Genomic DNA, 20,996 nt, shown 5'->3' on the forward strand with positions numbered 1-20,996 from the left:
AGATACAATAATTGCACATATCTTCAAAACTTATTTCCTTATTTCAAAATAAGTCTTTAATTCATTCCCAAATTCATCAACAACCGTAAGATTAAATTGTCCTTTTTTTGGTAATAATTCTATTTCGTGTATCTCTTGTGTAACGCTTAAAAATTCTTCATTTAAATACCAAAAAATCTTTGTTTCAGGATTTGAATGAACCAATTTTACAACAATTGGAACTACTTCTTCCGAAAAATCTTTAGCTAAATAAAATGTTGTGTTTTTAGGTAAATTAACAAACTCCATTTTAGCTTTAGTTTCATTTAAACAATTGTTTCTATAACTTGGTAATTTAGCATAAAATGGATTGTTTTTCTCGTAATAATATTCCATTAAAGGCGGCAATACAAACCAACTTTTATGCACCATATTACTTAAATTCTCACAAGATGTATTTACTTGAAATTCTTCATTTTTATCTAAATGAACCCATAAATGATACGGACAAGGTTTGGTTTTTAAACCTGCTTGTTGCACAAAAATCGAATCTTTTTGCTCACAAATTTCACTTGCTCTATAACCGCTTTTACTACAAATTGGAATTTTTACCAACTCATCAAAAGGTTTTTCAAACCAAGTACTTTGAGGTAAATAATTAAACACATCAAACAAAATTGGAGCAGCTGTTGAAACTCCAACCAATCCTGGGCGACCTTCACCATCGGCATTCCCAACCCAAACGCCAACTACATATTTTTTTGTTGCTCCAATTGCCCAAGCGTCTCTGAAGCCAAAACTTGTTCCTGTTTTCCAAGCAATTTTATTGGCATCATTAAAAAATTCCCAGTTTTGTTCGCCTTCTGGCCTGTTTACTTTATTTAAACTTTCAAAAGTTAAATAGGTTGATCCGGCATCGAAAATGGGTTTTTCCGTTGAAGTTTCTCCAAAATTTGGTTTAAAATCTTTTAAATACGAAGGTTCTAAAAATTCATTAGTATAATATTTTCCTTGTGTATCATCATAATGATTTACTGTTGAAGCCATTGAAGCATAGCTTTTACTTAAATCCCACAAATTACTTTCTGCACCACCTAAAATTAGTGACAATCCATAATGATTGGCATTAAACTTAATATCCTTTAACTTTAATTCTTTTAAATAATGATGAAATCTATCCAAGCCAAAACTTTGCAACATTCTAACTGCCGGCACATTTAACGAACGCGCCAATGCTTTACTGGCTGGCACAGCTCCACTAAATTGTTTGTCGAAATTTTCGGGTTTATAACTCGCAATTTGAGTTGGAACATCAGCCACTAACGTATTTGGTAATAAATCTCCAGCATCTAACATTGCGGCATATAAAAATGGTTTTAAAATACTTCCTGTACTTCGTGGTTTGTTAATAATATCCACATCTTTATGATGTTTTTTTGAAGTTGGTGAATTTCCAACATATGCCAAAACTTGCCGAGTTTCAACATCTAAAACCAATACAGCAACATTGTAAATTTCATTTTTACTTAATTCGTTATAATGCGTTTTTACAATGTCGTTTACTTGATGTTGCAATCCAATTTTAACCGATGTTTTTATACGTTCTCCTTTAAAATCTTTCACTCCTTTTTGCAATAAATGTGGCGCAATTTGAGGAATTCTATACGGTTTTTGAGGCAATTCTTCTTCTAAAGCTAATTCATATGTTAACTTATCTATAATTTCTTCGTCGAATAATTTCTTCAATAATCGGTTTCGTTTCGCTAATAATTCTTGCTGGTTTTTCCCTGGGTAAATTAAACTTGGTGCATTTGGTAAAACAGCCAATGTTGCACTTTCAGCCCAAGATAAATTGTTTGGAAATCGTCCAAAATAACGCCACGATGCTACATCTAACCCAACAACATTTCCTCCAAAAGGCGCATTTGATGCGTATAACGACAAGATTTTTTCTTTGGAATAACGAAATTCTAATCGTGTTGCTAAAATCAATTCTTTTAGCTTTTCAAAATAGGTTCTTTTTTGATTTTTTCGAGCCAATCTAATTACTTGCTGCGTAATAGTACTTCCTCCTCTTTTTACTTTTTTCGATTTTATATTTTCTGAAAGTGCTTTAAATATTGAAATAGGATTAAAACCAGGATGCTTGTAAAAATGAGCATCTTCAAACTGAACAATACATTGTTGAAATTTATAAGGAACACTATCGTTTTGAGGAAACCTCCACTGTCCATCATTTGCAATTTTAGCACCTAACAATTCGCCTTCAACACTTTCAATTACTGTTGAAGTTGGACTTTTAAACAACTGTTTTGGTAACGAAAAATAATAAGCCGTTAATAAAATAACGGCTATTATTAGTTTGATTTTATGTCTTTTAAAAAATTTCATTTTTTACCCTTCCGCCTTCGGCACCTTCCCTCCAAAGGGAAGGAGTTTTTATATTCTCCTCCTTTAAAAGAAGGAGTGAATTTCGATTTTAAATCGAAAGAAGAGGTGGTTTTAATCCCTCTTCTTAAAATTACTTTTTATTGAATTTAAAACAAATTCAGTTTCTTCAAAAACTTGCTTATTTTCAAATCTAATTACTTTAAAACCTAAACTTTCTAATTCAATTGTTCGTTTTGCATCTTTATCTTGTTGTACAACGTTAAAATGAACCTGACCATCTAATTCAATAATTAATTTTTCTTCAGTACAATAAAAATCTACAATATAATTTAAAATGCTATGTTGTCTTCTAAATTTTCTCCCTTCTAATTTTTTTTGTTGAAGACATTTCCATAAAAATGCTTCTGCAGGAGTTAAACTATTCCTTAATTTTTTTCTTCGCTCCTCAAGATGTTTATAGTTATGAATTCTCTTTTTCATAGTTTGGCGTGTTAACCCTTCCGATTTTAGCTTTGCTAAAATCACCTTCCCTTTCAAAGGGAAGAATCCTTTTTATTTTCCTTCTCTAACCTTCATTCAATTCTAACTATAATTCTCCTCCTTTTCAAGGAGGAGTGAATTCCGACTAAAAGTCGGAAGAAGAGGTGGTTTACTTCACTACCTCAATCCATTTACCAGTTGTACGCGTAAAATATTCATTATCATACATTGCTTCGGCTTGAACGCCATACAAGTAATATTTACCTAAATACGATGCATTTAACAACACTTTAAATGTTTTAGACTTATTCTTATTTAAATTGAAATAAAAGTTAACTCTATCGTCTCTAATATCGGTATAATTTGCATTTCCTGTAGTTGTATTTCCAAAATCTGTAAAACGTGTGTTTACAATTTCCCATCCCGAAGGGAAAATTTCAGTCAATGCAATATCATATACATTTTCAGGTTTTAAATTACTCACAGTAACTTCAGCAACAAACTCTGTTCCTTGCGAAAGTTTAGAAACATCAATTGTTTTCCCTTTGGAATCTTTGTACGAAACTGCAACTCCTAAACCACGTTTTTCAGCAATTTCTTTTCCTAAAGGAAGAATTCCCGAATTCAACACATTTACAAATACTAAATTACTTTCGTTATTAGAAATTGTTACGGAATTTGCTCCTTCAACAACTTGTAAATCGCGCTGTGCAATAGCATATTTTGTATTTACACTTTCTTGTTTTCCACTATTAATTGAATAATTCAACTTAACCGATTTTCCACCATTTACTTCAACCATTTTTGCCATTGATAATAAACTGTATGCTGTTGTTTGCGTACTCATCCAACTTTTTGAAGACAAACGTTTTGCAATTAATTTTGCTAAATCTCTGGATTGTTTATCGCCCGTTAACAGCATTGTTTCCATTGCCATTGCTCGGTTTCTATCAACCGAACCATAGGTGTAATAATCGTATCGTGATGATTCAAAATTAATATTAGCTGTGTTTGCAATTTTGGTTGCCGCCTCTTTTTGTCCTGCCAAAGCATACGCAGCAGCTAAACGCCATTTTGCGTTGTTTGAGATTTCTCTAAACTCGCGTAAACGGTTCATTGCACCTAAATCTGGATGACCAGCTAATGCCAATGTGTACAATCTGTATGCTTGTGCTAAATCTGAATTATAACGCTTGTAACTTGGCCTCCAATCGCGTGCTGCTTGTTTTTGATATTTCAACCAATTATTCATAAAAGTTAATGGTAAAACTAACCCTTTTTTCTCGGCTTCAATCATAAAATGACCAGCGTAACTAGTTCCCCAATCGTTGGCAGAATTTTGTCCCATCCAATAACTTAAACCTCCACTTGGAGTTTGGAAATCGCCTAAACGCTCAATTCCATTTTTAATATTATCAGTCATTTTTTGTTTTTGTTGAATAGGTAAATCAAAAATATCACCTAAATACAACTGCGGAAATACGCTTGAAGTTGTTTGCTCTACACAACCGTGCGGATAACGGATTAAATATTGCAATCTACCAGTAAAATCCATTGCTGGCAAGGTAGAAAATTCAATAGTTGCGGTATTACTTCCTTTTATTCCGAAGGTTTCAAAATTTATAGTTTGGGTAGCATTTGGTTCTAATTCCACTGCAATTGCTTTTGATGAAACTGGATTTGGATTCACCACATCTATTTCTACTTCGTAAGAAGATTTTTCACCATTTCCTTGTGCAATTACTTCAATTTTTCCAATTCCTTTTGCATCAGAAACATCTAAATTAAAGTATGCCATTTTCTCGTCAGGATTCGCAAATGTTAGTTTTTGAGTTTTCTCACCAACTACTTTAATTCCATCAGATAATTTTAATGAAACAGTTACATTTTTAACTTTATTTTCCATTGCAAAAACAGTAACAGGTAAAGTTACTTTTTCACCTGGACTTAATTTTCTTGGCAAAGAAGACAACACCATTAACGGTTTACGAACTGGCGTAGTTTCATCTACTTTTCCATACGCTGCATTGTTATTATCACCTGCAATAATCATTGTTCTAACCGAACCAATGTATTTTGGCAATTGAATGTTGTGCGAAGCTGTTTTTCCTTTGCCTAACACAAACGGACCAATAAAACGCACAACAGGTTTAAATCTGTTTGCTTTTTTGTTTTTTCCTCCGGCTGCATCGCCATCACCTCCAACTGCAAATACTTGTTCAATACTTCCACCGTAAGCGCCAATAACATCATCAAAAATATCCCAAGTTTTTACGCCTAATGCTTCTTTTGTGTAGAATGAATCCCAAATTTGAGGCGTTTTAAATCGTGTTAAATCTAACAAACCTTCTTCAACAATTGCCACTGTGTAGGTCATTCGTTTTCCTGATTTTTCACTCACTTTTAAGGTGAATTTCTCTTCAGGCTTCAACACTTTTGGCATTTCAATTTGTGGCTCTAATCGTGTTGCTGGATCTTCAACCAATATTGGAATTACACCATACAAACGCAACGGTAAATCGTTTGCTGTGCTTGCATGCGGTTGCAATAATGAAATATTTATAAACACATTTGGAGTCATTTCTGAAGTAATAGGAATTTCAACCGTAGTTTCTCCTTTTTGTGTTTTTTGCCAAACAGTTTGTAGTACTTCTGTTCCGTTTTCAATAGAAATTAAAGCTCTACCTTCAGTTCCAGAAGGGAATGTAATTTTAGCAGTTTCACCAACATTGTATTTTTCTTTATCTGCTGAAAAAACTAACATTTTTGAAGCTTCAGGATCGTTTGAAGGACGTTTCCACCAATTTTTGTAGAAATAAGCTGTTCTACCTGTTGCGTGTCCACTTTTACGGTCAATAACTCTAATTAAGAATCTACCTCCATCTTTATCCGGAACATTAACTGTAAACGTTCCTTTTCCTGCGGAATTAGTATTTACTTTTAGTTTTTTGAATGGTTTATGATAACTACTTCCGTTATATGATGAAAGATTATCGTAAGAAGAACTCCACCACCAACGCCATTTAATTTGGTAAATTTCAACCTCTACTCCGTTTCTAGCAATTGGTTTTCCGTCTTTAGTAATCGTAGCAACATCAAACGTAACATTATCATCTGTTTCAAAAGAACTATAACGTTTTGGTTTCGGTGATTTCAGCCCAACAAATGAACTATACGGAGCGTAATTTTTAGAAATCACGTCCATTGAAAAATCTCCACCATTTTCAAACGCTTTGGTTAAAAATGCCACTTTTAGCATTCCAGGAGCTTTTCCTTTTAAATTTATCTTTTTATTGATAGTTGCATTTCCTGAAACATCTAATTTACTATCGAAAACGGCAACTTCTTCACCATAAAAAGTACGAGTAGGATCGTTAAAAATATATCCTGGAAACTGTTTTGAAAAAGCACTTGAATTATTACTAAATTTTGCCTTAACCTCTGTTTTTATACTTTTTGCAGGTGCACCGTGCAACCAATTTACTTGCAAATTACCAACAATTGGTTTGGAGTTTGAAAGTACTTCATCATCAAAATCTATCTTAATTTTTAATCGGTTTGGTTTAACGGTTTCAACTTTTAACGACTTGTGAAACTTTGCACCACCAACACTAATATTTGCATTCCAATTTCCCGTTGGATCACTATCGGAAGTTGGTATTGAGAACTTATAAAAACCATTTACATTGTTTGCTGTAACTTGCTTGTTGGTTAGTTTTCCACGCGCATCGGTAACTTCTAATTTTACAGGATGAGATTTTGGTAACGGATTCGCATTGTCGTTCAACACAAAGGTTAAATGAATAGAATCTCCAGGTCGCCAAACGCCACGCTCACCATAAATAAAGCCTTTTAAACCTTTCTGTAATTTTTTACCTGAAACATTAAATTTACTTAACGATAACGAATGTCCATCATCTAATTTTATATACGTTTTGTGTTTTTTATCTGAAATTATGGCGAAGTAGGCATTTTTATCAACGTCCATTCCGGTAATTCCTTGATTGTCGGTTACAGAACTCGAAATTTCTTGCTGTTGGTAATTGTAAATAGTAACCTTTGCACCTGAAACCGGATTGGTAGTTAAAATATCTGTTACTGCAAAAAAGTACGATTTATTAGCGCCTTTTTTAGCAATTACACCTAAGTTTGAAGCTAAAATATTTACTGAAACTATACGATCATTATTATCGTAATAGGCTTTTTTACAAGGATTACTTCGGTCTTCCCAATTGTAATAATTATTGCTGTAATTGTAAATTAAATTATCCCAATATTGTTCTTCACGCTCATCTAAATCGGCTGCTTGTTGTGTTGTGTATTCGTGCTCATTGTAATAATATTCATCTTCGTAATAATCATCGTAACCATCTTCTTCATTAGTTACCACATCGCTATCGCTACATTTGTACAACGAATATTCTTGTTTTATACTTAACTCAATTCTATAAATTGCCCCAGGATCAGCTTTTATCATTTTAGATAAATCCAAGGCATAAGCTTTCCATTTTCCGTTGTTTTCTAATTCATTTTTAATTAACGTAACTGTTTTTTTAGCAACTCTACGTCCAACTCTTCTAATATTGTAACGGTTTGTATTTCCTAACTCATTTGATTGTAAAAACTGCAAAACGTTATCTTCAAAAATTTTGATAACTCTAACATCAACAGCTTTTAAATTAACTGCTTCAAAATTGAATTTTAAATCATTAGAACTTGGCAAAATAACACCGCTAGACAATAATCTAACTGCTGGTTTTACTTGTTGAAATGCTACATTTTCAGAAAAAGCATTCTTCAATTTATAACCATCTGTACTTTTAATTCCTTGGAAAACATCTACCAAAACATTACCAACAATTCGTGTATTTGGATATACTTTTAACACGTTTCCATCAACTACATATTTTAAGTTTCTTGCATTTTTAATGGCAATTAAACCTTTAAAATTTTGTTGTTTTTTTAACGGATCAGAAAAATTGATATTTAAATGTTGTTCTGGAGATTGAAATACTTCAATATTTACAATAGAGAAATTGTTTTTTCCTGGAATTTTCAACTCGTTTTTACCATCGTTATCAACATTTATGTTGCTTCCATCCCAAGAAACTAGAATTTTAGAATCGTCCTCAAAACGTTGAATACTATCAATTATAAAATTGAAATTTGTACTAATTGAATCAGCATTTTTCCAATTTATTTTAAGTTTTTTATTGTTTTGCTCTGCTGAAATTATTTTTTGAGCATCTTCTAAATCTAAAATATCAGCAGTTTTAATTACACCTTCAACATACTGCCATTCTTTATTGTACGATTGTAAGTTATTGGTAGTGATATTAAAATTTTGCTCCAAGGTTTTAAACTTAAATGTATAGGATTTATATTCTGAAGGAACATTTGCATACATTTTACCCAACTTTACGGTAACCGTATATTCCTTATTAGGTTGTAATTTTTCAGAAGGTTGAAACAATAAACTTCTTGTATTTAATGCTGAAAGTTTACCTTTAACACTTGGGGAAATATCAAAAATATTTTCTGAAATTTCTTCGTTGGAAACCCAACCTTCAACTTCTTTAGCTAAATCAATTCTAATTGGTTCGGCCACCGAAACCACACCCGAAGTTGTGTAGTTTATGTACTCTTTAAACTTAAATAAGTTGTTAGTTGATTCTTGTGGTTTTTCATTTTTACAAGAAATGATAGCCACACTTATTAGCAATGCAAAAATTACTTTTTGAAGTTTCATTTGTTTGAGTTTTGGGTATAGTTTTTTTGTTTAGCAAAATTTTGCTTGAAGATACTTAAAAAAATAAACGTAAAAAAAACTAAAAAGCTAAATCTGAATTATTTTTTTATTGGCAACACATAAAAGAAAACTGCTATAAAGTGAGCAAAACTGCCTAGTAGCACAAATATGTGAAAAATTGCATGGTTGTATCGTATGCTTTTTATACTATACAAAATAGCGCCAATGGTATAAGCCAAACCTCCACCTAAAAGCCACATTAAACCTTCAAAAGGTAAATTATTTACCAATGGTTTTATAGCAAAAATTATTAACCAACCCATTAACACATAAGCTATTGTAGAAATTTTATCGAACCTACCTGTATAAAAAAGTTTTAAAACTATTCCAACAATTGCTAATCCCCAAGAAACTCCAAAAATGGTCCAACCAACCCAACCTTTTAAAGCTACTAAAGTAAAAGGTGTATAGGTTCCGGCAATTAAAACATAAATAGCTGCGTGATCGAAAATGTTTAATTTTCGTCTTAATTCAGGATCTTGTGAGTAATGGTAAAATGTTGATGCTGAATACAACACAATTAAACTAGCACCATAAATACTAAAACTTACTATATGCCAAGCAGAACCTTCTAAACTTGCAAAAACAACTAATAAAACAAGCGCAGCAATACTTAAAATTAAGCCAATTAAATGTGATATCACATTCATTTTTTCTTCAACAGGCTCATAGTATGTTATGTTTTTTTCTTTCATTTTTTATGAAAACGAAATTTTGAAGATTTAAGTATTTTTTGAATCAGAAATTAATTCGTTATAAATTAAATTAAAAGCTTTATTCTTCAATTCTTCTCTGTTTTTTAAATTTAACTCTTTTGTCTCAAAGAAAGGGTGAATTTTAACTCTTAATTTCCCTGGTTTTCCACTAAAGAAAGTATATGAAAATCGCTTTTTACAATCAAAAAATGTCATTGGAACAATTGGAATTTGGTGTTCAATTGCTAAACGAAATGCTCCGTTCTTAAAATCAGAAAGCACTACACTTTCATCATCAGGAACTAATCCTTCAGGAAAAATACATATACTTAAGCCTTTATTCAATCTTTTTTGAGCTTCATCAAAAACAGCTTTTCTACTTTTTGTATTTCCTCTGTTTACTGTTATACTTGTTCTTTTAAAAACATAACCAAATAATGGAATTTTAGTCAATTCTTCTTTTCCAACAAACACACAAGGGTTTTTAACTACAGAAAGCATTAACATTATATCAATCATAGAAGTATGATTGGCAATAAACATATAACTTTTCTCTTTTTCTATTTTTTGAAGTGTTTTAACCTCGCTCCAAAAACCTGTTCCAAAGAGTATTAACTTTCCCCAATTATGAGCAATTTTATAAAAAGCCTTGTAATATTTATCTTTTGAAATAACGACTAACAAAATTGGTAACATTACCAAAATGGTTATAAAAACCAAACAATAATACCACACTCTCCAAATTAGAATTAAAGGATATTTAAGGATAGAAATCACGCGTATTTTTAAATTAGAACAAAGCCAAAAATAGTAATTTAAAATCTATTCTTAATTTCTTTTATAAATATGTATTTTTGCAGCTTAAATTTATAATAAATGTCAAGAATTTTAACTGGTGTTCAAAGTACTGGAACACCACACTTAGGAAACTTATTAGGTGCTATTATTCCAGCAATTAAAATGGCTAACAACCCAAAAAACGAGTCGTTTTTATTTATTGCAGATATGCACTCACTTACTCAAATTAAAAATGGCGAAGAATTACGTCAAAACACCTATAGTACTGCTGCAACTTGGCTTGCTTGTGGGTTAGATTTAGAAAAAACTGTTTTTTACAGACAAAGTGATATTCCTGAAACTACTGAACTTACTTGGTATTTAAGCTGCTTTTTTCCTTACCAAAGGTTAACATTAGCACATAGTTTTAAAGATAAATCAGATAGATTAGAAGATGTAAATGCTGGTTTATTTGGATATCCAATGTTAATGGCTGCAGATATTTTATTGTATGATGCTGAAGTTGTACCAGTTGGAAAAGATCAATTACAACATTTAGAAATTACACGCGATGTAGCAAATAGGTTTAATCATCAAATGGGGGAAACTTTGGTTCCGCCAGAAGCTAAAATTCAAGAAGGAACAATGTGGGTTCCTGGAACTGATGGTGGAAAAATGAGTAAATCTAGCGGGAATATTATCAATATATTTTTACCAGACAAAAAGTTACGTAAACAAATTATGAAGATTCAAACGGATTCTACTCCGTTAGAAGAACCAAAGAACCCAGATACATGTAACTTATTTGCTTTATACAAATTATTAGCTTCAGAAGAGCAAATTGCTGAAATGAGAGCTAATTACGAAGGTGGAAATTATGGTTATGGACACGCAAAACAAGCTTTTTATGAATTGTTAATTGATAAATTCTCTACTGAAAGAGAACGTTACAATTACTATATGGAAAACTTGGAAGAAGTAGATAAAGCATTAGCAATTGGAGCTGCAAAAGCAAAAGCTGTAGCTACTGATGTTTTGCAAAGAGTTAGAGAAAAAGTTGGTTATTAATAAAACATTTGTCATTCTGAATGAGGTGAAACGAAATGAAGAATCCTAGCACAGCAATGTGAGACTCTTCGTTATCACTTAGTAATGACAAATAAAACATAAATTATGGAAACGTTAAATACAAAACAAAGGCTCTTAAATGTAGATGCATTAAGAGGCTTTGCTTTGGTTTCTATAATGCTTTTACATAATTTAGAACACTTCGATTTCTTTTTTAAGCCCAAAAATTTACCAAATTGGATGATCCAATTAGATCAATCTATTTGGGATACTACTTTTTTTCTATTTGCAGGGAAATCATACGCAATGTTTGCCTTTTTATTTGGAGTAACTTTTTTTATTCAAATGAATAATCAAGCAAAAAGAGGAAATGATTTTAGACTTCGATTTGTATGGAGATTGTTTTTACTATTCATTTTTGGAACTATAAATTCTGCTTTTTATGAAGGTGATATTTTAACTTTATATGCATTTGTTGGGTTGTTTTTAATTCCGTTTGCAAAGTTGAATTCAAAAACGGTTCTAATAGTTGCATTTATCTTGTTTTTACAACCTTTTGAAATAGGAAAACTAATCTACTATTTCCAGCATCCTAATATTGAAATTGGAAACCCTCAATCTTGGACTTATTTTGGAAAGTTAAAAGAGTATATTCCTGGAGATTCACTCTTAGAAACTATAAAAGGAAATTTAACAAACGGTAAAAAAGCTGTTTGGATATGGAGTTGGGAAAACGGACGCTTTTTGCATTTACTATCCTTATTTATACTTGGAATGGTAGCTTCAAAAAAGAATTTATTTGTACAAACAGTAAAAAACAAAAAGTTTTGGTTACGGGTTTTTATTGTGTCAATTGTACTGTTTATACCTCTATTTTATATTCAAAAGTACTCTTTAGGAACTATTGAAAGTAAAGCAATAAGAGCCACGTTTAAAGCCATTGAAAAATCGTGGACTAATTTTGCGTTTACATTTGTAATGCTTTCAGGGTTTTTATTATTATTCTACTCTAAATTTTGGCAAAAAATACTAAACGTTTTCTCTCCAATGGGAAAAATGAGTTTATCTAATTACATTTTACAAACCATAATTGGCACAACACTTTATTACGGTTTTGGATTTGGATTATACAAATATACAGGTGCAACCTACAGTTTACTAATAGGTATTGTTAGTTCTATTGCATTGATATTGTTTAGTAAATGGTGGATGAAAAACCATAAACGTGGACCTCTAGAACAAATTTGGCATAATTTAACTTGGTTGAATTCAAAATAGCTAATTTAACAGCTATTTGTATTTCTTTTTATACTTACGTCCATACCAAAGTAAAACACCTGTTACTGGTAAACTTGCTGTTATTAAACTTATTAAAAAAGCAATAATTTTACCAACTAAACCTCCAATAGCACCAACATGAATATCGTAGTGCATACGTACTATTTTATCTGCAAACTTGGCATTTTTATATTTTCCAAAAATGGTTTCTGTTTCAATTTCTTTTAAGGTTTTTTGATCAAAAAACCTATAATCAGAATCGTAATATAATCCTTCACTATTTGAAACTTCAACATAAATACTTGAATTTTCTGTTTCAGGGTAATGTAATTCAAAACTTTTTGCGTTTGGTGATTCTTTCTGAAGCGTTACAATTAAATTATCTAATGGCAATGTTTTACTGTCTATTTCAGGATTTTCACTAATATTATCTGGAATAATAAAAGCTGGTATTTTTTCACCTCCAGTTGAGACATATACAACGTATTTTAACCAATTGTACGATATCATTGCTCCTGTGAAAGCCGCAACCAAAGCAAAAGTACAAGCATAAAACCCAATTACTGTATGTAAATCAAAATTCTTACGCTTCCATTTTGTTGTAGATTTCCAATCAAATTTTAATCGTTGTTTTAAGTTTTTTCTTTTTTTAGGAATCCATAAAACAAAGCCTGAAATAATTATTAGAATAAAGATTAAAATAGATGCTCCAACTACTTGCTCTCCAATTCCTTTTGGTAACCATAAACGTATATGACCTTTTAAAATAAAGGCGAAAAATCCGCTTAAATGATTGTCTATTTGAATTACTTCACCAGAATATGGGTTTAAAAATATACTTTGATAAAATTCTGGTTTAGCATCGTAAAAAATAACTTCAATAGCATCGTCTGCTTTTTTAAAAACCGTTCCATGAACTGTATTGTTTGGAAAAATTTCTTCAGCAATTAATTTAGCTTTTGTTGGTGTTAAAATTACCACGTTTTGTGGCTCAACTTTTTTATATTCGTTGTAAGTACTTTCAATTTCGTCTCTAAAAGCCCAACAACAACCAGTTATTGACACTATAAATACAACAACACCGGTAACTAAACCAAGTATTTTATGAATTGAGAGTATTGTTTTTCTATATTTCATTTGAAAAAAAATAAAGATAAAAGGCAACTATAATAGTTGCCTTTTATCAATTTATATATCTAAAACTTATAATTTAATGTAGCAATAAATGCTCTTTTTTGTTGTGGAGTTACTGTACTCCAACCTGAATAATACTCTTTGTCACTTAAATTATTACCCTTTAAACTAATTCTATACTTATTAGTTTCATAATAAATAGAAGCATTAAATACAGTATAAGCAGGCAACTCAAAACCACCTGAATTTGTATAATCACTCATAGTATTATAGCTGCTTGCTCCATTAAATCCAGCTCCAAAACCAACGTTTTTAGCAAAACCTTGAGTAATTTTATAATCTCCCCAGAAATTATAAATTACGTCCGAACCAGACTCTGCAGGTCGTAAACCAACTAAATCGGGTCTTGAAGCTGATTTTGTAACTTCAGCGTTGTTATAACTAAATCCACCTCTTAAATTAAGTCCTTTAGTTGGACTTGCATTTAATTCAAGTTCTATTCCGTTACTATTAACAGTTGCGTCTTGTTGTTTTGAAGCTCCATAACCCATTATTTTATCCTTAACTTCTATATTGTAATAATTTAAAGTAGCTTCTAATTTGTTATTAAAAAGGTTTGTTTTAACTCCAAATTCTAATTGATTTGCACGCTCTAAATCATACGATTGCAATACAGTTCCAGCAGAAGGATTGCTTAAATCAGCAGGAACTAATTCTGGGTTTACATATGAAAAACTGTTTTGGTAGTTACCAAAAATTGCGAATTTATTAAGTATTGGTTGATAAACTACACCAAATTTTGGAGACCAAGTAGATTCATCGTAGACTTGTAAATCGTCTGAAGGATCGTTTACATCACCTTCATATTCAAATCTATCAAAACGAATACTCGCCATTGCCGATAATTTAGAAGTAAGCTTAATTACATTAGATGCATAAGCTCCAAAAACATTTTGTTTTGTTTCAATGTTTGAATTTCCTATTCCATCTAAAACGGTATTTAAATTAGCTGCTGAAATTTCGGGTTCTCCATAAATAAGATCTCCTTGAATATTGATCGAATGTAAATAACCCCAATTAGAACTTTTATCAATAATTGTTGTTTTTAAATAATCAAAACCAACTAATAATTTATTTTGAAGGTCTCCTAATTTAAACTCTCCAATAAAGTTTTGTTGAAGATTCAATGTTTTTGTTTTAGCATCAGTTTCTTGAGCGTATAAAGCAAAGTTTGGTGTTCCTGCAGGGTTTGACACATCAGTCCAATCGGCAGAGTTCCATAAGTAAGTGTAAAAACCGTTTGATTTTGCAGTACCACCTGCAATTATTGTTTGGGAAGACCAATTGTCTGATAATTTATATGCTATTTCTCCTCTAAAATTTTGTGTAGGATTTTCAATAATTACACCGTCGTTTGTTAATGATTTATTAGAATCATAATTCAATTCATCAATTGTATTAAATACCAATGGAGCAGACCTGTTTAAAAACAAAAAGGTTTGGTTTGTTTGCTCGTTTTCCGAAGCTTCATAAGATAAGTTAAACGTTAAATTGTTATTTACCTTATACGTAAGTGATGGTGCTATAAAAACAGATTTTTTGTAACCGTTATCTTGAAAGCTATCTTCTTCTTGATAGCCCGTATTTAAACGAAAAGAAAGGTTTTCTTTATTACTTAAATTAATATCTGCGTTAACTTTTCTAAAACCAAAAGAACCTCCTGCAACAGTAACACTTCCTCCAAAACTATTGTATGGTTTTTTAGTAACTATGTTAATTAATCCACCATATGAAGTTAGTGTACTACCAAACAAGGTTGCTGAAGGCCCTTTGATAACCTCAACACGCTCTACATTTGATGGATTTATAAATCCATTTGTAATTCCTGAAACTCCGTTTACTAATTGTGGTTGCACAGAAAACCCACGAATGCTATAATAACCAGCTCCATCTCCACTTCTACCGGTTGAAGACCATAATTTGTCTACACCAACGGCATTTTTTAAAGCATCTTCAAAGTTATTAGCTGATTGTGATACTAATAATTGATTTGTAATTGTACTATAAACTTGAGAGTTTTCTATATTTTTTAAAGGCATTTTAGCTACATAAGCACTTTGTTTTCTTGAAAACTTATTTGTTCTTTCACTTTCAATTACAATTTCATTTAAAATTTCATTTCCTTCGTAAAGTTTAATAGTTTCTAAATCTATTGCACTATTATTTGAAATAGAAACTTTTATTTCTCTTGTTTTATACCCAAGATTAGAAATTGATAAAACATAAGTTCCGTCTTGCAGGTTTTGTATTTGAAAATACCCTTTTTTGTTTGAAAGGGTGCCTTTTGTTGTTGTTTTTAAAATAATATTCACATCATAAAGTGGATTATTATTGTTGTTAGTTATTATACCTTTTACACTTCCGTTTTGGGAAAACATAATGGTTGTAAGCATTAAAAATAGTAGTATTGATAGTTGTTTGTTCATCTTATTTTTATTTAGACTAATTATAAATAAGATGCAAATGTAACAAGCATGACTTAAACAACAAAGCTTATTTAGAATTATTTTAAATAAGAACGCTAAATATTTGTTATTAATTTAAAAATGAAAATGTTAGTTGAGAAAAATGAGCATATACCATTACTGAAATTAGTTAATAATCTATTGAATTGCTCTGTACACCTTCAATTACAATAGCACTTTTACATTGTATTATGCGTTAAGGATGGAACGGCTTGTTTGAGCTCTTTTTTTAATGTTTTTCACAATAAAAAAAAGCGAGTAGAGACAGCCTGACCCAAAGGGAAACGCACAAAAATATTTGTTTAAAACAGCGTAATGAAAAATCTATTGTATTGTGAGGTTCTTCACCATTATTGAGAAGTACAATTAAACTTTATAATACAAGCCAATATGCTGAAACACTTCGACCCCGCTCAGTGAACAAGTTAAGTACAGTTACAAAATTAATACTGCGTATAGGTATGCACACTTGTATTTGCTACTGGCAAGTAATTTACTCCAAACCAACACACCAATAAAACCACAAATGCTAACGCCAAAATGGTAAGAGATTGTTTTGTTTTTTGTGGGTGGAAATGACGGTAATGAATGTATATTAAATAACCCATCCAGGTTAAAAATGCCCAAACTTCTTTTGGATCCCAAGTCCAATAATGCCCCCAAGCTTCTTTTGCCCAAAGTGCTCCAAATAGTAAACCTAAAGTTAAAAAAGCAAAGCCTATATAAACCAAGTTATCTGCCAATTTTAGGGTTTCTAATTTAAAATCACCTTTATAAGAATCGTACCAACCTTTTATGGCTACAATACTTGATGCTGCTAAAACTGCATATGAAAATAAGTATACCAATACATGAGGAACAAACCAAACACTTTGTAAAGCTGGCATAAGCGTTTTTGAGTATGTTTCTGGGTTTAAATAGTTAATTGCAAGGAAAACAATTGCCATAATAAAACTATAGCCTAAAAACCACTTATATTTCCATCTAAAATAAGTTACAAAACCTATTAAGGGTAAAAATGTGGAATACCATAAGCGGGTTTCGCCTAAGGTTCTCATTGGTGGCCTGTCTAACTCGTTCCAAAGTTTTGCAACAAATACAATTAATACTACCCAACCTAGTGCAAATAAAATGTTTGCTACTTTAATTAATGGTTTCTTTTTATAGGAAATTAGCAATACTACTAAACCAACAACCCAAAGTACAAATACAATTCCGCTGTATAAAGGAAAATCTATCCAAGTCATAATTATTAGTTTTTAGTTATTTTATTTCCTACCCAAAACATATAGAAAGCTCCTGCTATCATCATAAAAATTCCTGTATAAATAACAGGTAACCACGGATCTCGAACCAATTCAATTACACTTAATTTAGACCATTTGCCCATTTTTTCGTTATAACTTAATTGATATAGTTTCCAACCGTTGTATTTATACGGTTTATTTACTTCTAAAACCGTTTTTGTTTTATCACCTTCTTTTGAAACAATATCTATATCTGAACTAAATTTTTTAGCTTCAGGAATTGTCATTACAAAAGAATATTTGCTATCTAATTTTAAAGATTGGTATGGATGTGCAAAACTTCCACAAGAAATCCAACCTTTTACAATAGAATCGTTTTCTATATTTTTTACTGAAAGATATGCTGACGGAGGCGAACCAATATCGCTCACTGGCATATACCTATCTCCTATTCTACCGGATGATGTATGAAATTTTTCTACATTAACTTGGTAGTTTTTGTAAATATAATCTTCGTCTTTATTTATTAAATATAGGTTTTTACCATCGTTTTCTACAACTTCTCCACTTACGTTATCTATTAATGCTAGTTTTGGGTTGTATTCTTCAATTAAAAATTCGTTTAAATAAACAGCAAAAGGTAATTCTACTTCTTTATTATTAATATCTGTAGCTACCCAACTATGCTTGTTTTCGAAAGTATTTAAAGATAAACGTTGTAAATCTCCAGTACCTAACATACCTGCAACCAACGCTAAAAACAAGCCTAAATGATTTAAAATAAAACCAATATTTTCTGTTTTAAATTGTACAATACGCTTAATAGTTATTAAACCTAAACAAGTTAAAAATTGAAACAAGACTAATAAAAATGCCCAATTACTGGTAATTTTATTTAGGCCTAAGTTGGTAATAATGTTATTTTCTGAAGGAATTTGAGGTACAATTCCCATAATCATTACCAAAAAGGTAATTAAAACTATACTAGATATTGACGCTGGTACTTTTGTAAGCCAACGCACAACTTGTGTGTTTCTAAAACCAAAATACAGTATTAATAAAAAGCCTACATAACCCAATAAAAAGTATAAGTTATATGGATATGAAACTGTAAAATCAAGGCTTCCGCTAGAAGAGATTTCTAAAAAGAAACCTGTAAGCATTAAGCCTATGCCTATAAAAAAAGATTCGACGTAACCCCAGGGAGCATCCCATAGATTACGTCGAATTTGTGTTGTATTATTACTCATTGTTAGTAGTTAGTAGTTTTAGCAAAAGTATTTAAAAATATTTTATACCTATCTAACTACTATTTTTATTTAGTAAGTTGCTTCACGTTTTTTAGCAGCTTCGTCCCATTTTGGAGCTAACTCTTTTAAGAAACGTTCTTTTTCTTCTTCTAATTTTTCCATAGGTAAACCAATGAATTTTTGAGCATTTTCTTTAGTATCAATGTTTGGATAAGGTACTTCACCATCAAATCCTAATTTCATTAATAATTTTGCCAATTTAATTCTAGTTTCTTGAGTAATATCAATACCTCTACCAAGAACTCTACCTAATTCAACTGGTGCATGGAAAGAACCACCGTGAGAAGCCGCAGCATAATCCCAACGCCATTGTCCTAAACGAATACCGTGTAAAATATCTTTCATTTGAGCTTCAGTAGCACCTAATTCCCAAGCTTTACCAGCTTCTACGTGAGCACGAACTAATAAACGTTCTAATTGATCACGGTTACCAATAATTCTGTCTTGGTTATCGAATACATTTTTAATTAACTCATCTTTTTCTTCTCTATGACAAACTTGGCAAGAATTTGCTACGTTGTTTAAAGGAGATTGGATATGGTGATCTGTAAATTTTTGTCCACCTTCAGTTTTATAAGGCATATGACAGTCTGAACAAGAAACACCTCTTTGTCCGTGAATACCCATTTTAAATACTTCGTATCCTGGGTGTTGAGCTTTTAACATTGGAGCTTTACTAATTTTGTGAGTCCAATCTACGTGACCAACTTTATCGTAGTATGCTTCCATATCTTCAACAGTTTGACCTTCATCCCAAGGGAATACTAAGTAAGGAATTCCTTTACTATCTGGTAAATTTTTGTTGAAATAATACTCAGAGTGACATTGCGCACATACTAAAGAACGCATTTCATTATGAGATGATTTTGTAATATCTTTTCCTTGACGAGCAAATGCTTCAATTAAAGCAGGTTGTGTAATAGTAAGACCCATAGATTTTTCATCGTGACAGTTTGCACAACCAATTGGGTTTACTATTTCTTCACCTTTTCCAGCCCATTTACCTTTATAGTAATCGTTAATTCCGTTTTCGTTAATATAACGTGGAACATCTGGAGATTTACAAGTCCAACAAGTTGCAGGCATTGGTCCATCATCTGGCCCAGTAGGTCCACCTGATCTTAATGAGTTTCTTAAATCGTCAATAGCGTAAACGTGCCCACGACCTTGATTGTAATCTTTAGCAAAACCGTAACCAGCCCAAAGAACCACTAAACGAGGATCTTCTTCTAACATATCAATCATTGCACCACCATTGTACTTAGATCTAAAAGTAGTATCTGCAGTTTTGTAGTAAGATTGATACTCACGTGGGAAATTTTCTCCCCAAACTTCATTACGAGGTTCTAATTTGTTAATTTCTGTCATTGGAGTATATGCAAATTTAGCCTCCATTTTACGTTCTGTTATTGAAGAAACTAAAAGTCCTAACAAAAACACAATTACTAATGATGCTAAAAATAACACCCAGTTTTTCCAAGGTTTTCTTGTATTACTCATCTTTTTTATCTTTTTTATTATCTGATTCTTTTAAATATTTACTTAACCAACTTGGTACAGTTTCTTGATGTTCTTTGTCTATTTTACCGTAATATTTTACTGAAGATAAACTGTGTATGCTTCCGTGAGGAACTTCTTGATGACAAGTCCAGCATTTTTTTTCTGTTCTGCTAGATATATGATCTTCTACTTGAGAAGCCAATTTAGCATCAGTAACTTGATCTCCGTGACAACGAATACAGTTGCTTTGAACAACTTCGTTACCAGCTTCTTTCATTCTAATTACCTCAGGTTCTCCACGAGTTAAAAACACAGATGCATGGTACATACCATCTTTTGCTTTAAATGCGTACTTTTTAAATACATTATCATGTGGTACGTGACAATCATTACAAGTAGCCCACTCTCGGTGAGAACTATTTTGCCATGTTGTGTACTGTGGTGTCATTACGTGGCAGTTTGCGCACGTTTTAGGATCGTCCGATAAATAAGATATCGCTTTTGACTCAACAAGTGCATACATAGTAAGACCTGTTATGGCTCCCAATAATATAATTACTGGAAGTCTCCATTCTTTGGGTGGAATTAATATTTTAAATAGTCTTTTCATTGTTAGACTCTTAGTTTTAAGAAAAGATATTAAGATTTCTTTATCTTTTATTTTACAAATACAAAATTGAAGCTTTTTTTAAACTCTACCTATGACAATTGTCATAAATGTTACATTTATTAACAATTGTTAATATCGTATTAAATTTAAGCAATCAACTCGTTAAATTTCAATAAATTAACCTTTTTATTTA

At 31.4% G+C, this 20,996-nt stretch carries 13 protein-coding genes; 2 read left to right on the forward strand and 11 right to left on the reverse strand.

The annotated features are described in order from the left end of the window. Positions 1–30: 30 nt before the first annotated feature. From pbpC to BLU40_RS00065, 5 genes are all read right to left on the reverse strand, one after another. Entirely contained in the window at positions 31–2,370 is a 2,340-nt protein-coding gene (gene pbpC, locus BLU40_RS00045; RefSeq protein WP_090118451.1) for a penicillin-binding protein 1C, read from the reverse strand. 111 nt (positions 2,371–2,481) lie between these two features. Beyond that, on the reverse strand, positions 2,482–2,850 hold the full coding sequence (locus tag BLU40_RS00050) for an endonuclease domain-containing protein (protein WP_090120254.1): 369 nt from the start codon (positions 2,848–2,850) through the stop codon (positions 2,482–2,484). 169 nt (positions 2,851–3,019) lie between these two features. Beyond that, positions 3,020–8,599 (reverse strand): alpha-2-macroglobulin family protein, encoded by a 5,580-nt coding sequence (locus tag BLU40_RS00055; RefSeq protein ID WP_090118453.1) that lies wholly within the window; start codon positions 8,597–8,599, stop codon positions 3,020–3,022. A 98-nt stretch (positions 8,600–8,697) separates the two neighbouring features. After that, positions 8,698–9,354 (reverse strand): PAQR family membrane homeostasis protein TrhA, encoded by a 657-nt coding sequence (gene trhA, locus BLU40_RS00060; RefSeq protein ID WP_090118455.1) that lies wholly within the window; start codon positions 9,352–9,354, stop codon positions 8,698–8,700. A gap of 27 nt (positions 9,355–9,381) precedes the next feature. Next, positions 9,382–10,050 carry a lysophospholipid acyltransferase family protein gene (locus BLU40_RS00065; RefSeq protein WP_090118457.1) on the reverse strand — a complete coding sequence of 223 codons (669 nt, stop codon included), beginning with the start codon at positions 10,048–10,050 and terminating at the stop codon, positions 9,382–9,384. A 180-nt stretch (positions 10,051–10,230) separates the two neighbouring features. Between BLU40_RS00065 and trpS the strand changes: the two genes are divergently transcribed. After that, positions 10,231–11,199: a tryptophan--tRNA ligase gene (gene trpS / locus BLU40_RS00070; protein ID WP_090118459.1), complete on the forward strand. Its 969-nt coding sequence runs from the start codon at positions 10,231–10,233 to the stop codon at positions 11,197–11,199. 105 nt (positions 11,200–11,304) lie between these two features. Beyond that, complete coding sequence (locus tag BLU40_RS00075) at positions 11,305–12,477, forward strand: DUF418 domain-containing protein (RefSeq protein ID WP_090118461.1); 1,173 nt, start codon at positions 11,305–11,307, stop codon at positions 12,475–12,477. A 12-nt stretch (positions 12,478–12,489) separates the two neighbouring features. Here BLU40_RS00075 and BLU40_RS00080 read toward each other — a convergent pair whose 3' ends face one another. The 6 genes from BLU40_RS00080 to nrfH all read right to left on the reverse strand — a co-directional run bounded on the left by BLU40_RS00080 (position 12,490) and on the right by nrfH (position 20,803). Then, entirely contained in the window at positions 12,490–13,614 is a 1,125-nt protein-coding gene (locus BLU40_RS00080; RefSeq protein WP_090118463.1) for a PepSY-associated TM helix domain-containing protein, read from the reverse strand. Between the two features lie 59 nt (positions 13,615–13,673). Next, entirely contained in the window at positions 13,674–16,097 is a 2,424-nt protein-coding gene (locus tag BLU40_RS17820) for a TonB-dependent receptor (RefSeq protein WP_090118465.1), read from the reverse strand. 482 nt (positions 16,098–16,579) lie between these two features. Continuing rightward, the gene (gene ccsA / locus BLU40_RS00090) at positions 16,580–17,383 is read right to left on the reverse strand and encodes a cytochrome c biogenesis protein CcsA (protein ID WP_090118466.1); all 804 of its coding nucleotides are present in this window, start codon (positions 17,381–17,383) and stop codon (positions 16,580–16,582) included. Positions 17,384–17,388: 5 nt separating this feature from the next. Next, complete coding sequence (locus BLU40_RS00095; RefSeq protein ID WP_090118469.1) at positions 17,389–18,633, reverse strand: cytochrome c biogenesis ResB family protein; 1,245 nt, start codon at positions 18,631–18,633, stop codon at positions 17,389–17,391. A 69-nt stretch (positions 18,634–18,702) separates the two neighbouring features. Then, positions 18,703–20,193, reverse strand: coding sequence for an ammonia-forming cytochrome c nitrite reductase (gene nrfA, locus BLU40_RS00100; protein WP_090118471.1), 1,491 nt, complete (start codon positions 20,191–20,193; stop codon positions 18,703–18,705). Next, the gene (gene nrfH, locus BLU40_RS00105) at positions 20,186–20,803 is read right to left on the reverse strand and encodes a cytochrome c nitrite reductase small subunit (protein WP_090118473.1); all 618 of its coding nucleotides are present in this window, start codon (positions 20,801–20,803) and stop codon (positions 20,186–20,188) included. The genes nrfA and nrfH overlap by 8 nt, the downstream gene beginning before the upstream one ends. Positions 20,804–20,996: the final 193 nt, after the last annotated feature.

The organism is Lutibacter oricola (assembly GCF_900106565.1).
Lineage (GTDB): Bacteria > Bacteroidota > Bacteroidia > Flavobacteriales > Flavobacteriaceae > Lutibacter > Lutibacter oricola.